The following is a 13,074-nucleotide window of genomic DNA, read 5'->3' as shown; positions in this document are numbered from 1 at the left end:
GATGGCCGCATCGGCGACGCCGTATTCCCCGGCGACACCATGTTCATGCCCGACTACGGCACGGCGCGCTGCGACTTCCCGGGCGGCGACGCCCGGACCCTGTACCGCTCGATCCATCGCCTGACCTCTTTGCCGGACGAGGCGCGGGTCTTCCTGTGTCACGATTACAAGGCGCCCCCGGGCCGGACCGAGTTTGCCTGCTCCGGCGCTATTTCCCGGCGCCTCTGCCGTCGGCGGCCTGCTTGTCGCGCTCGCCCTTGGCCTTGATCTTTGGGCCATGCTCGAGATGCGGCGGCGGCGGGCCAACATCCTGCCGCACAGGGCCGCGACCGCCTTGGTCACGACCGGCCCCTTCGCCTGGAGCCGTAACCCGATCTATCTCGCCAACGGCCTGCTGCTGCTCGGCCTCGGCGGCCTGTCGACAACGCCTGGTTCTTCGTAGCCACCGCCATCGCCGCCTTCGCCACCGACCGCGTCGCCATCCGGCGCGAGGAACGACACTTGGCGGCCCTCTTCGGCGCGGCGTGGTCCGTCTACGCTATCAGTGTGAGCCGCTGGTTTGGGCGTCGAGTGCGGTCGTGATCACACGACGGCAGGCTCTGTATTAGCGCAATCCGAAGGCAGACCTTTTAAAGCTCCGCTTTGAGTCAGGCAAAGTCATTTGTGATGTCGCAGATGCGCCAAGAGCGGTCATTGCCTCAAAGCTCAAAAGCTGACGTTCAGCGGCTCAAAACCGTCCCCTGTGCAGGCTGCTCGCAGCAGCGCCACCGTGATCAGTTGCAGGCCCGTCCAGCTGAGCGGCTAATGATAGGAACCGTACGCAGGATGGCCAATCCTAGATCGGCCATCCTACGCCCAGCTCAGAAGAAGCCCAACTTGTCGGGGCTGTAGCTGACAAGAAGGTTCTTGGTCTGCTGATAGTGGTCCAGCATCATGCGGTGGTTTTCCCGACCGATGCCCGACTTCTTGTAGCCGCCGAAGGCCGCATGGGCCGGGTATTGGTGGTAGCAGTTGGTCCAGACGCGGCCCGCCTGGATGGCGCGACCGGCGCGGTAGGCGGTATTCATGTCGCGTGACCAGACCCCGGCGCCCAGGCCGTAGTCCGTGTCATTTGCGATTGCCATGGCCTCTTCAAAGGTCTTGAAAGTCGTCACCGCCAGGACCGGACCGAAGATTTCCTCTTGGAAGATCCTCATGTGGTTGGCGCCTTTGAACACGGTGGGCTTGATGTAATAGCCGCCGGCCAAATCGTCCTTGAGTGCCGCCTGATCGCCGCCGGTCAGAACCTCGGCGCCCTCCTCCTTGCCGAGCTTCAAATAGCCCAGAATCTTGTCGAGCTGCTGGGTCGAGGCCTGCGCCCCCACCATGGTCGCGGGGTCGAGAGGGTCGCCTTGGACGATGGACTCTACCCGGGCGATCGCCTTTTCGATGAAGGCCTCATAGATGTCCTCATGGATCAGAGCCCGACTGGGGCAGGTGCAGACCTCGCCCTGATTGAGCGCGAACATGGCGAAGCCTTCCAACGCCTTGTCCAGATAGGCGTCGTCGTGATCCATCACGTCCTTGAAGAAGATGTTCGGCGACTTCCCGCCGAGCTCCAGCGTCACCGGGATCAGGTTCTGGGTCGCATAGCCCATGATCTTTTGGCCGACGGCGGTCGAGCCGGTGAAGGCGATCTTGGCGATGCGAGGATTGGTGGCCAACGGCTCGCCCACCTCGGCCCCCGTGCCCGAAACGATGTTCAGTACGCCGGCCGGCAGCAAATCCTGGATCAGTTCGATCACCACGAGAATGGACGCCGGGGTCTGCTCCGCCGGCTTCAGCACGATGCAGTTTCCCGCCGCCAAGGCCGGAGCGATCTTCCAGGCCGCCATCAGAATCGGGAAGTTCCAGGGGATGATCTGCCCCACCACGCCCAGCGGCTCGTGGAAGTGATAGGCGACCGTGTCGTGGTCCAGTTCCGAAATCCCGCCTTCCTGCGCCCGGATGCAGCCGGCGAAGTAGCGGAAATGGTCGATCGCCAGGGGGATGTCGGCGGCCGTGGTCTCGCGCACCGGCTTGCCGTTGTCCCAGGTCTCCGCCTCTGCGACGGCTTGCAGATTGGCTTCGATCCGGTCGGCGATCTTGTTCAGGATGACGGCGCGTTCGGCGACGCTGGTTCGCCCCCAGGCGTCCTTGGCGGCGTGGGCGGCGTCCAGAGCCAATTCGACGTCGGCCGCGTCCGATCGTGCGACCTCGCATAGGACCCGGCCATTCACCGGCGAGGTGTTCTCGAAATAGCGGCCGTTTACGGACGGGACCCACTGTCCGCCGATGAAGTTGTCGTAGCGCGCCTTGAATTTAGGGGTGACGGCGCGAATGAACTCGGGCTTGGTCATGAAGGCCTCCTGCGTTGTCCTCTGGCGTCGATTGTCGACGTCTTTGGATCAGAAGGTCATCCTGCGGATCGCGTGGCGCCATACGCCGCTGCCATGCTGCGGCGCAAACCTGTCGCAGAACTGCGACAGATCGCTTATTAAGGTGCGTTAGAAAGGCCGAGCCGGTGCAGCTTGCGGTGCAGGGTCGCGCGGCTGACCCCGAGCGCGCGCGCGGCCGCAGAGACATTGCCGCCACTCAACGCTAGCGCGCGACGCACCGCGCCGCGTTCGGCGTTCAGAAGATCGGCTTCTACTGCGCCGACGCCCAGCACCTCCGACGCCGCTAGCTGGTTCGCGATCCGGTCGTCGGTGATCGCGAGCGCAAGGCGTGCGGCGCGCGTCGCTCCGACCACCAGATCGTCCTGATCCACCGCCAGCAGGGCCGCCGTGTTTCGTCCGGCCGTATCGCCAGTCAGGACGATGCGCGCTTGGGGAAAAGCGTGCCGGAAGGTTTGCGCCTCGATCGCTCTCGCAGCGTCCGCCACCGCCGCCGCGATCAAGCCCAATACGCCCTGCGTCGCATCGGCCCGGCACGACGAGACGTCCAACAATCCCGCCAGCCGCCCGGTTGGACCGTAGATGGGATGGCTGGTGCAACTCAGCGCCGTGTTACGGGTGTGAAAATGCTGATCGCGATGGATGGTCAGCGGCCGACGCTCGGCCAAAGCCGTGCCGATGCCGTTTGTACCCTCAACCGCCTCAGACCAGACCGCGCCGGGCCATAAGCCCCAGCGGCGGAAGATTTCATCATCCGCCGCTGCGCCTCGCCGTTCCAGGGTCACCCCTTCAGCGTTGGTGAGAAGAACACAGCATCCGGTGTCGCCGACGGCGAGGAACAGTCGGTCAAGCGAGTCCTGAGCCGCCGTTGTCATCGGCTCTAGGGCGTCACGGGCTTCGCGCAACTCTTGGTCTGTCAGGGTGTTCGGTCGGCCTTCATCCTCAGGATCGAGCCCATAAAGCGACATCGACCGTCGCCATGACGCCGCCAAGGCCGAACGCGCCTCACCTCCGGCGGCGTCCAGCGCCTGTTTGATCAGCTTGCCGTGGCCGTTTCCCGTTTGCGCGACCATTGATTTTCCCTGGCGCTCCTTCGGAAAACAAGCGCCGCATCGGCGCTCCAGTCAATGGGACAAAGGTCGCTGACCCGTAGAGGCTTCGGCTAGAACTTGCGGCTGACGCCCAGAGACACGACCCATGGATCGAGGTTCACGCTGGACTTCAGGGCGCCGTCGTTGATCTTGGCGTCGGTTTCGAACCAGATCTTCTTGACGTCGAGGTTCAGGCTCCAGGGCCCCTGAATCCCGACGTCCGCGCCCGCTTGAAGCGCGTAGCCGAAACCGTCGTCCAGATCGACGGTGAAGCCGTTCTTGTCCTTGCCGCTGTAGAACAGCATGTAGTTCACGCCCGCGCCGACATAGGGGCTGAAGCTCCCCTGGCTCAGTGGACGGTACTGCAAGGTGACCACCGGCGGCAGGACCCAGGTCTCATGCACGGCCACGTCCGTCGCGCCGCCTTGGGCGCGAATCTCGTGCTGGGTCGTGCCCAGGATCGCCTCGACCGCGAGGTGATTGGTCAGGAAGTAGGTGAAGCCCAGGGTCGGCATGACGCTGTCGCCCACATCCACCTTCAGGCCGGTGTCCGCGCCCGCCGCCGTAGTGATGGCGTCATCGGCCTCGGAGAAGACGTCGGTGACGCGCCCGCTCACCAGGAAGTCGCCCTTTTTGGGGGTCTCCCAGGCAACGGATGTCTGTGCAAAGGCCGGCGCCGCGCAGGCGGTGAAGGCGACAGCGGCAAGCAGCAGGGTCTTGGTCTTCATCTTCTGATCCCCGACACCCTGGCCGCGTCGTGCGGCCTTCGTCAGGCGTCTGGTCGGGGATGTGCGCCGCGGCGGAAACCTCGGCCTTGATCCAGCGCAAATCGCTCAGGGGGTGGACAATCTGTCCAGTCACACGACCCGCGCATGCCTTTGCTGAAGAGTCGCCGCATTGGGATCGAAGGCGGCGCAAACCGCCCTGACGAACGGACGGCCCAGGTCCGTCACCGCCACCACGCTGCCCTCGATCCGCACCAGACCATCGTTGACGAAGCGCTCCAATAGCGACCAAGCGCCAGCGACGTCCGACAGGTCCCGACCGCGACGTCGAACGATGGGCGCCAGATCAACGACGAAATCGCACATCAGCCGCTCGATGATCTCGCTGACGAACGTGTCGCGTTCGGTCAGGGCGACGCCTCGAGCGACCGGCAGGTCGCCGGTCTCGACAGCGCGGCGCCAGTCGCGTCCCTGCGCGTGGTTCTGAACATAGCCCTTGGGCGTGCGGCTGATCGACGAGGCGCCGAGGCCGATCAGCACCTCTGCGGCGTCGGTGGTGTAGCCCTGGAAGTTGCGATGCAGCCGTCCGGCCCGGTCCGCCGCCGCCAGCCCGTCGTGCGGCAGGGCGAAATGATCCAGCCCGATCGCCTGCCATCCCTTGCCGACCAGATAGCGCCCCGCCGCCTGGCTTTGGGCGAAGCGCGCCTCGGCGTCCGGCAGGTCGGCGTCGTTGATCAACCGCTGATGCGGCTTCATCCACGGCACATGGGCATAGCCGAACAGGGCGATCCGTTCCGGCCTCAGCGTCGTGACCTGGCCGAGGGTGGTGATGACGTTCTCGACGGCCTGAAGCGGAAGGCCGTACATCAGATCCAGGTTGAGGGAGGTCACGTCCTGCCACCGCAGGGCTTCGGCCGCCCAGCGGATGGTCTCGAACCGTTCGGGCCGGTTGACCGCCGCCTGAACGCGTGGCGACAGGTCCTGCACCCCCAGACTGGCGCGGCTCAGGCCGATGCGGCCCGCCGCCTCAACCCACTCCTGCGTCAGAACTTCGGGATCCAACTCGGCGGCGACCTCGAAACAGTCGCCCAGATCGAACCGCGCCGACAGACCGGCGAACAGTCTTTCCAGATCGTCCGGCGACAGCATGTTCGGGGTGCCGCCGCCCAGATGGATCGAACCGACTCGGACCGGGCGACCGATTTGGGCCAGAACCAGATCGGCCTCGCGCAGCAGCAGATCGACATAGCTGGAGATGACGCCCGCCCGGTTCACCGCCCGGGTGTTGCAGCCGCAGTACCAGCACAGCCGCTTGCAGAACGGCAGATGCAGATACAGCGAGACCGGCTGATCGAAGGGCAAGCGCCCCAGCCAGTCGGCCCATTCGCCAGGTCCGACGGCGGGCGTGAACTGGGCCGCCGTCGGATAGGAGGTATAACGCGGCGCATGGGCGTCATAGCGCGCGATCAGGTCGCGAACGGACAGGCCCGCGGGGCTAGAGAGGGACATCGCCCTCTTTCGATGCGTCGGGCGTGGACAGGCCGGCGTCCCCTTCGTCAAACAGATGGAACTCGTGCCACAGGCCGTTCAGCACGCCGAACCCGACGGCCAGGCCAAGCCCCAGGATCCAGGAAAAATACCACATAGTTCTGCGCTCCTAAGGGTTAGTACAGGTCGGGGTTGGTCTTGAGGGCGGCGGTCGATGTCCGGCCCCACAGCACGCGATAGACCCAGGCGGTGTAGAGCAGCACCAGAGGCAGGAAGATCAGCGTGCAGATCAGCATGATGAACAGGGTCAAATGGCTGGACGAGGCGTTCCACACCGTCAGGCTGGACTGCGGATTGACCGAGCTGGGCAGGATAAACGGGAACATCGACAAGCCGACGGTGGAAATGATGCCCACGGCCGACAGTGACGATCCGCCGAACGCCAGCGTCGCGGACCGCCGCCACATCCCCACCAGGCCCACCAGCGCGCCCAGGAAGCCTAGGGCCGGTGCGATCAGCATCCACGGATAGCGGCCGTAGTTATCCAGCCAGGCGCCGGGCGCGGCCTCGACGGTCGTACGCAGCGGATTGGAGAAGCCGTTGACGTCCAGCGCGCCGGTGATCCGGTAGCCCAGGCCGCCGTAAGCGACATACAGTCCGCCGACCGCAAACAGGATCAGGGCTAGAACAGCGGCGACCGTTCCGAACAGACGCGCCCGCTCCATCACCGGGCCAGCCTCGGCCTTGACCGACAGCCAGGCCGCGCCGTGCAGCACCAGCATGGCTGCCGACAACAGGCCGGCGATAAGGCTGAAGGGCGTGAACAGGCCGAGCAGCGTGCCGTCGTAGAAGGACCGCAGGTCGCCATCCAGATGGAAGGGCGCGCCCAAGAGGACGTTCCCCACCGCCACCCCGAACACCAGGGCCGGGACGAAGCCGCCGATGAACAGGCACCAGTCCCAGAACGACCGCCAACGCGGCGACGCCCGCTTCGAACGATATTTGAACGACACCGGCCGCAGGATCAGCGCGGACAGCACCAGGAACATGGCCAGGTAGAAGCCCGAGAAGCTGACGGCGTAGACGAAGGGCCAGGCGGCGAAGATGGCGCCGCCGCCCAGGATGAACCACACCTGGTTGCCTTCCCAAGTGGCGCCGACGGTGTTGATCACCATGCGGCGCTCCTCGTCGGTCTTGGCGACGAAGGGCAGAAGGGCGCCGACGCCCAGGTCGAAACCGTCGGTCAGGGCGAAGGCGATAAGAAGCACGCCCAGCAGCCCCCACCAGATCAGGCGAAGCGTGGCGAAGTCGAGGGGAAGATCCATTGTCGGATGTCCTAAGGTCTTGGGTCAGGCCACGGCGGGCGCGGGAAAGCGCTCGGTCGGCGCTTCGGGGCTGGGTTCGCCGAACGTCTCCTGTTCGTGGAACGGCCCCTTCTTGATGGCGAACAGCATCAGCCGCACCTCGACCACCGCCAGCGCGCCGTACAGCAGGGTGAAGCCGACGATCGTGGCCCACAGCTGCGGCACGGTCAGGGACGAGGCGCCCAGGAAGGTGGGCAGCACGCCCTCCACCGCCCAAGGCTGGCGGCCGAACTCGGCCAATATCCAACCGAACTCGATGGCGATCCACGGCAGCGGGATGGCCAGGACGGCTAACCGCAGGAACCACTTCGTATGATGCTTGCGCAGGGTGCACAGCACGAAGGCCGTCCCGAATAGGGCGATCATGAACATTCCGATGCCCGCCATGATGCGGAAGCTCCAGAACAGGGCCGGGACGTTCGGCACCGTCTCCCATGCGGTCCGCTGGATCAGCGCCGGCGTGGCCTGGCGGGGATCGGCGACGTGGCGCTTCAACAGCAGGCCGTAGCCCAGGTCGCGGCGATGGGTCTCGAACACGCCGCGCGCGACGGGATCGGCCGGGTCAGCCTTGACCTTCTCCAGCGCATCATAGGCGATGACGCCGGATTCGATGCGGTCCTCAGCCGTGGCGACCAGCTCGAAGATGCCTTCGACAGGCTTGTCGATGGTGCGGGTCGCGATCAGCCCCATGATCCACGGCACGTGAACGCCGAAATGGGTCTCGCGGTCCTTCATCGAAGGAATGCCGATCAGCGTCAGGCCAGCGGGCGCAGGCTCGGTGCGCCACATGGCCTCCAGAGCGGCGAGCTTCATCTTTTGGTTGTCGGTCAGATTATAGCCGGACTGGTCGCCCAGCACGACGACCGACAAGGACGAGGCCAGGCCGAAGGCCGCCGCCACCGTCATCGACCGCTTGGCGAAGCCAACGTGCTTGCCACGCAGCAGATAGAATGCCGAAACGCCCAGCACGAAGACCGAGGCGCAGACGTAACCGGCGCTGACGGTGTGGACGAACTTGGCCTGGGCCACCGGGTTGAACACCACGGCCATGAAGTCCGTGACCTCCATCCGCATGGTGTCGGGATTGAAGGCGGCGCCGACCGGGTTCTGCATCCAGCCGTTGGCGATCAGGATCCACAGAGCCGAAAGATTGGTGCCCAGCGCGACCATGAATGTGACGAACAGGTGGGCATGCGGCTTCAGCTTGTCCCAGCCGAAGAACATCAGGCCGACGAAGGTCGCTTCCAAGAAGAAGGCCATCAGCCCTTCAATGGCCAGGGGCGCCCCGAAGATGTCGCCGACATAGTGGCTGTAATAGCTCCAGTTCATTCCGAACTGGAATTCCATGGTGATGCCGGTCGCGACGCCCAGCACGAAGTTGATGCCGAACAGCACGCCCCAGAACCGGGTGATCGTCCGCCAGATGGGCCGGCGGGTCATCACATAGATCGACTCCATGATGACCAGCATGAACGACAGCCCCAGCGTCAGGGGCACGAACAGGAAGTGGTAAAGGGCCGTCAGCGCGAACTGCAGCCGGGACAGGTCGACGACCGCGAGGTCGATCATGGCGATGCTCCGAGGAATCGGTCTGCTGGACCGACGTTTCGTCGGTCGTAGGCGGTGCGCAGGACGCCCGCCTTGATCTCGATCAAAGCGGCGGCGAACGCCCGGCCCTATTGGACGCTTGGTCCTTGGACATTTCGTCCAACGACGTTTCGCCCAGTGGCGCGCGGCCTGCGCCGAGCGCTGGAGTCCGCTGATGAGCGCCGTGCCAATCGTCCCTGTCTCTGCGGCCGCCTGGTTGAAGCAGATCGGTCGTCCGTGGGGGCGGCTGACCCTGCTGACCGGCGTGTTGACCATTGCGGACGTCGCGCCAGCGATCGGCTTCGCGGCGGGGCTGGCTTTGACGATTTCCAGCCTGACCGTATCGCCGGCCGCCGCCGCGCCGTGGCTGGCCCTGGCTGTGTTCAGTCTGATCGCGCGCGGCCTGATCGGCCAGGCCGCCGTGATCGTCGGCGCGAAGCTGGGTCGGGCGGTAAAGACCGACGTCCGAGGCCGCCTGCTGTCAGACCTGTTCGGGCGAGGACGGCGATCCAGCGCGCAGATGACGGCCCTGGTCGAAGGGGTCGGCGCGCTGGACGGCTACTATTCACGATTTGCACCTTTGCGCCTCGCCGCAGGCGTTTCGCCGCTGCTGGTCATAGCCGCCGCCGCGATCGCCAGCCCGGTGTCGGCGGGCATCCTGCTGTTCACCCTCTTCCCCTTCATCGTCGGCATGGCGCTGGCGGGCACGGCTGCGGCGGGCGAAAGCCGTCGTCAGTTTCAGGCGCTTGAGCGGCTGTCCGGCCTGTTCATCGACCGTATCCGCACCCTGCCCGCCATCCTCGCCTTCGAGGCCGTTAGCCGCACGACGGTGCAGATCGCCCAAGCCTCGGACGAGTTGGAGCGCCGCACCGCCCGCGTCATGCGCATCGCCTTCCTGTCGTCGGGCGTGCTGGAGTTCTTCTCGGCCTTGTCGGTCGCGCTGATCGCCGTCTATTGCGGCTTCAACCTGTTGCGGCTGCTGCCCTTCCCGGTTCCCGAGACGCTGGACCTGTCGCGCGCCTTCTTCGTTCTCGCCCTGGCGCCCGAAGTCTATGCGCCGCTGCGCCGCCTGGCGGCCGCCTATCATGATCGCCAGGCCGCCGAGGCCGCAGCCCCATCCCTGATCACGCCACACCCGCGCCCGGCCCAGCGCGCGCCTCTCGGCGATCTGGCGCCCGCCATCCATTTCCGCGACGTCGCCATCGCTTATGAAGGCTCAGCGCCGGTCATCGACGGGTTCGACCTCGACATCGCGCCGGGCCAGATCGTGGCGATGATGGGCGCCAGCGGCGCAGGCAAGTCCAGCCTCCTGCATCTGCTGCTCGGCCTCGCGCCCCTGACGCGCGGCGAGGTCGAGGTGGGCGGTGCGCGGCTCAGCCAGTGCGGCGACATCGCCGGGCGGGTCGCCTGGGCCAGCCAGCACCCGATCGTGACGCCTGGGACCGTGAGCGAGAACATCGCCTTGGCGGATCGCACCGCCTGCCCCGGCCGCATCGCCTTGGCCGCGCGCACGGCGGGCCTGTCCGGCGATCTGGATCGCCGCATCGACGAGCGTGGCGGCGGTCTGTCGGGCGGCGAGCGCCGTCGCCTGGGCCTCGCCCGCGCCATCCTGAAGCGGGCGCCGCTTCTCGTGCTGGACGAGCCGACCGCGAATCTGGATCCGGCCTCGGAACGCGCCATGCTCGACGTCATCCGTCAGGCCGCGCGCGGCCGCACCACCCTGATCACCACCCACTCGCCAGCCGTCGCCGCCCTGGCCGACCGCGTGGTGACGCTATGAGAGTCCCGTCGCGCATCGCCGGCCTGATCGCCGCCCAAACTCAGGCTCAACGCGCCCGGCTTCGGCTCGCTGCGGCCGGCGGCGCTGTCGTCTCGGTGGCGGCCGTCTGTCTGTTGGGGCTGTCAGGCTGGTTCATCACGGGCGCGGCCTTTGCGGGCCTGGCGGGCGCGGCGGCCGCCCAGAGCTTCAACTACATGATGCCCAGCGCCATCATCCGCCTGCTGGCCATCGTCCGCACCGGCGGGCGCTATGTCGAGCGCGTCGCGGGCCACGAGGTCGCCTTGAAGGCGCTCGCCCGCCTGCGCCCGCAGGTGTTCGACGCCATCGCCACAGGCCCGGCCGAGCGCGCCTTGAACCTGTCGTCCGGCGAGGTCTCCGCCCGCTTGGTTCAGGACGTCGACGCAGTTCAGACGCTCTTAGTGCGCCGCTCGGCGCCCTGGAGTCTGGGCGCCGGCGCCGTTTCCGCCGCGCTGCTGGCCGGCCTCGCCTCCCCTTTCGCCGGCGCGGCCCTGCTCGGCGTGTTGATCGCGGCTGTCTTGGGCGGCGTTCTGATCGCGCGCAGCCTCGCCGATCCCGCCGGCCGAGCAGTCCAGATCGGCGCCGGCGCGCTGAAGGATCGCCTCGCCGCATTGGAGGCCGCCGCGCCCGAGCTGAAGGCCTACGGTCTTGACGACTGGGCGTGCGCGCAGGTCGCGCAGGTCGCCGCCAATCACGACGCGGCGCAGATCGCCCTGACCCGCTCGGGCGGCTGGATGGCCGTGTGGCAGGCGGCGGCGAGCGCCCTCGCGGTCGGCGTCGTCATCCCCGCCGCATCCTCCGCCGATCTGCCGCTGATCGCGCTCGCAGCCTTGGCGGCGGTGATGGGTGTCGAATCCGCCGGCGGGCTGGTCGTTGCCCTGCACCAGAACGGCTCCGCCGCCCAGGCCCTGTCTCGCCTCGACGCCGCCATGTCCACGGCGTCCTCCCGTCACGGTCGACCGCTCAGCGGTGCGGCGCTCGGTCTTGCTAACCTTGGCGCCGAGTTGACGCCGCCCTACCGCCTCGGTGTCTTCGGCCCATCGGGCGCTGGCAAGACGACGCTGATCGAACGCCTGATCGGGTTGCGAACGCCCCAGACCGGAGAGATGCGGCTCGGTGGATTGGACGCCCTCGACATCGCGCCGGAATGTCGGCGCCGGCTGTTCGCCTATGCGGCCCAAGACGTCCGTCTGCTGAACGGATCCGTGCGCCAGAACCTGTTGCTTGCAGGACCTGCCGACGATGCGGCCCTGTGGGCGGCGCTGGACGACGCCGCGCTGGGCGACCGAATTCGCGCAGAACCGCTGGGCCTGGATACCGCCGTCGGACCGAACGGCGAGCAGCTATCCGGCGGAGAACGACGGCGTCTTGGCCTGGCGCGCGCCTATCTGCGCGATGCGCCCTGGCTGGTGCTTGACGAACCGACGGAAGGCTTGGACGCCGCGACGGAGGCCCAGGTCATGGACCGCCTTCAGAACCGCCTGTCCGCGCGGGGGCAAGGCCTGATCTTGGTCAGCCACCGGGCGTTGCCGATGGCGCTCTGCAACCGCTCCATCCGGGTCGAAGGGCTGGGCAGCGACGGACATCTGCGTCTGACCTGCCCTGCGGATGATTTGGCCGCCTAGGATGCGCCGTTCGCCATGTCTTTCAGGCGGTCAGGGCGCTCGATCCGCAGGTCGTGCAGAGAGACGGCATGGATGACGCCGCTGGTCTTCAACTTGGTCAGCTCGCGACTGACGGTCTCGATCGTCAGTCCGAGATAGTCCGCGATCTCGGATCGGGTCATCGGCAGTCGCACGGCGTTGTCGCCGGACGGACGCAAGGGATCGCGCGAAAGCATCGTCACCAGAAAGCTGGCCACGCGTTCACGCGCGGTCTTGCGACCAAGCAGCAGCATCTGTTCCTGCGCCGCCGTCAGCTCATGCATCGCCCGGCTCAGCAAGGCCGCTTCCAGACTGGGCCGCTCTCGCGCCAGGGCCCGATATTCCGAGGCCCGGAAGCGACAGACGGTCGTGTCCTCAATCGCCTCAGCAGAGAAGGCGTAGGTCGCCCCCGCCGTCAGCCCAATGAAATCCCCGGCGAACAGGAAAGCGGTGATCTGGCGGCGACCATCGGGCAGCAGCTTGTAAATCCGGACCGCGCCCGATGTGATGTTGAAGACGTTCACGGCCGGTTCGGCCTCATTGGCCAGGACGTCGCCGCCCGCCAGCGTCACGCGTTCTGCGAGTGAATCCAATCGCCCAAGATCGACCTCCGACAACGCGTCGCAGACGCTGAACGCGCGCGCGCCACAGCCTGAGCAGACCGAACTGGTGGGCCGGTCGGCACAGGCCGTCGGAAGCGCGCGGACTTTCAACATGCTCGCCTTCTATCACCCCTTAAGCACGCGCGAAGCAGTCTATTTCCGACGTGCCAGCTGAGAGTGCTTCGGCATTTGCATCACTCAAAGAGGAACAGCGACAATTTGCTGGTGCGAGACAGACCTCCTCATCTGTCGGCAGAGATCAGATGGGAGTTAGTCCTCGGCCTGCTGCGATCGGGTAGTCGCCTTGACGCAAACCAGCTCTTCTCAAAGTCCGCAACGAGTCCCAAACGGATATCCGTCTT

11 protein-coding genes and 1 pseudogene are annotated in these 13,074 nt (G+C 66.4%); 4 read left to right on the top strand and 8 right to left on the bottom strand.

What is annotated here, in order from left to right; all coding sequences use genetic code 11:
* Positions 1-9: 9 nt before the first annotated feature.
* A pseudogene (locus tag HF680_RS15945) lies at positions 10-198 on the top strand (MBL fold metallo-hydrolase); the annotation flags it as partial.
* Positions 199-277: 79 nt separating this feature from the next.
* On the top strand, positions 278-442 hold the full coding sequence (locus tag HF680_RS15940; protein WP_231576625.1) for a methyltransferase family protein: 165 nt from the start codon (positions 278-280) through the stop codon (positions 440-442).
* A 418-nt stretch (positions 443-860) separates the two neighbouring features.
* Here the strand turns inward: HF680_RS15940 and exaC are convergent, their stop codons facing one another.
* From exaC to HF680_RS03910, 7 genes are all read right to left on the bottom strand, one after another.
* Positions 861-2,378: an acetaldehyde dehydrogenase ExaC gene (gene exaC / locus HF680_RS03940; protein ID WP_185224120.1), complete on the bottom strand. Its 1,518-nt coding sequence runs from the start codon at positions 2,376-2,378 to the stop codon at positions 861-863.
* A 137-nt stretch (positions 2,379-2,515) separates the two neighbouring features.
* Entirely contained in the window at positions 2,516-3,382 is an 867-nt protein-coding gene (locus HF680_RS03935) for a helix-turn-helix domain-containing protein (RefSeq protein WP_235968820.1), read from the bottom strand.
* Positions 3,383-3,576: 194 nt separating this feature from the next.
* Entirely contained in the window at positions 3,577-4,233 is a 657-nt protein-coding gene (locus tag HF680_RS03930; RefSeq protein ID WP_185224118.1) for an OmpW/AlkL family protein, read from the bottom strand.
* 129 nt (positions 4,234-4,362) lie between these two features.
* Positions 4,363-5,739, bottom strand: a complete 1,377-nt coding sequence (gene hemN, locus HF680_RS03925) for an oxygen-independent coproporphyrinogen III oxidase (protein WP_185224117.1) — start codon at positions 5,737-5,739, stop codon at positions 4,363-4,365.
* Positions 5,726-5,875 (bottom strand): cytochrome bd-I oxidase subunit CydX, encoded by a 150-nt coding sequence (cydX, locus tag HF680_RS03920; protein WP_017504187.1) that lies wholly within the window; start codon positions 5,873-5,875, stop codon positions 5,726-5,728. The genes hemN and cydX overlap by 14 nt, the downstream gene beginning before the upstream one ends.
* Before the next feature lie 19 nt (positions 5,876-5,894).
* A complete protein-coding gene (gene cydB, locus HF680_RS03915; RefSeq protein ID WP_185224116.1) occupies positions 5,895-7,043 on the bottom strand; it encodes a cytochrome d ubiquinol oxidase subunit II in 1,149 nt (382 codons plus the stop codon).
* A gap of 24 nt (positions 7,044-7,067) precedes the next feature.
* Positions 7,068-8,648 carry a cytochrome ubiquinol oxidase subunit I gene (locus HF680_RS03910; RefSeq protein ID WP_045810882.1) on the bottom strand — a complete coding sequence of 527 codons (1,581 nt, stop codon included), beginning with the start codon at positions 8,646-8,648 and terminating at the stop codon, positions 7,068-7,070.
* A 196-nt stretch (positions 8,649-8,844) separates the two neighbouring features.
* On the opposite strand from HF680_RS03910, the gene cydD reads away from it, so the two are divergent.
* Together cydD and HF680_RS03900 are read left to right on the top strand one after the other, a co-directional pair.
* Positions 8,845-10,449 carry a thiol reductant ABC exporter subunit CydD gene (gene cydD, locus HF680_RS03905; RefSeq protein ID WP_185224115.1) on the top strand — a complete coding sequence of 535 codons (1,605 nt, stop codon included), beginning with the start codon at positions 8,845-8,847 and terminating at the stop codon, positions 10,447-10,449.
* Complete coding sequence (locus HF680_RS03900) at positions 10,446-12,092, top strand: amino acid ABC transporter ATP-binding/permease protein (RefSeq protein ID WP_045810854.1); 1,647 nt, start codon at positions 10,446-10,448, stop codon at positions 12,090-12,092. The genes cydD and HF680_RS03900 overlap by 4 nt, the downstream gene beginning before the upstream one ends.
* Here HF680_RS03900 and HF680_RS03895 read toward each other — a convergent pair.
* Positions 12,089-12,703 (bottom strand): helix-turn-helix domain-containing protein, encoded by a 615-nt coding sequence (locus HF680_RS03895; RefSeq protein WP_231576624.1) that lies wholly within the window; start codon positions 12,701-12,703, stop codon positions 12,089-12,091. The genes HF680_RS03900 and HF680_RS03895 overlap by 4 nt on opposite strands.
* Positions 12,704-13,074: the final 371 nt, after the last annotated feature.

This window comes from Brevundimonas huaxiensis, from assembly GCF_014218725.1.
Classification (GTDB): Bacteria; Pseudomonadota; Alphaproteobacteria; order Caulobacterales; family Caulobacteraceae; genus Brevundimonas; species Brevundimonas huaxiensis.
Note: the sequence above shows the minus strand (reverse complement) of the source record. Positions and strands in the feature narration are given on the sequence as shown.

Bases quoted from the DNA above. Each gene is read 5' to 3' on its own strand.
- cydB (WP_185224116.1), bottom strand. From the start codon at position 7,043: ATGGATCTTCCCCTCGACTTCGCCACGCTTCGCCTGATCTGGTGGGGG.
- hemN (WP_185224117.1), bottom strand. From the start codon at position 5,739: ATGTCCCTCTCTAGCCCCGCGGGCCTGTCCGTTCGCGACCTGATCGCG.
- HF680_RS03900 (WP_045810854.1), top strand. From the start codon at position 10,446: ATGAGAGTCCCGTCGCGCATCGCCGGCCTGATCGCCGCCCAAACTCAG.
- HF680_RS03930 (WP_185224118.1), bottom strand. From the start codon at position 4,233: ATGAAGACCAAGACCCTGCTGCTTGCCGCTGTCGCCTTCACCGCCTGC.
- exaC (WP_185224120.1), bottom strand. From the start codon at position 2,378: ATGACCAAGCCCGAGTTCATTCGCGCCGTCACCCCTAAATTCAAGGCG.
- cydX (WP_017504187.1), bottom strand. From the start codon at position 5,875: ATGTGGTATTTTTCCTGGATCCTGGGGCTTGGCCTGGCCGTCGGGTTC.
- HF680_RS15940 (WP_231576625.1), top strand. From the start codon at position 278: ATGCTCGAGATGCGGCGGCGGCGGGCCAACATCCTGCCGCACAGGGCC.
- HF680_RS03935 (WP_235968820.1), bottom strand. From the start codon at position 3,382: ATGTCGCTTTATGGGCTCGATCCTGAGGATGAAGGCCGACCGAACACC.
- cydD (WP_185224115.1), top strand. From the start codon at position 8,845: ATGAGCGCCGTGCCAATCGTCCCTGTCTCTGCGGCCGCCTGGTTGAAG.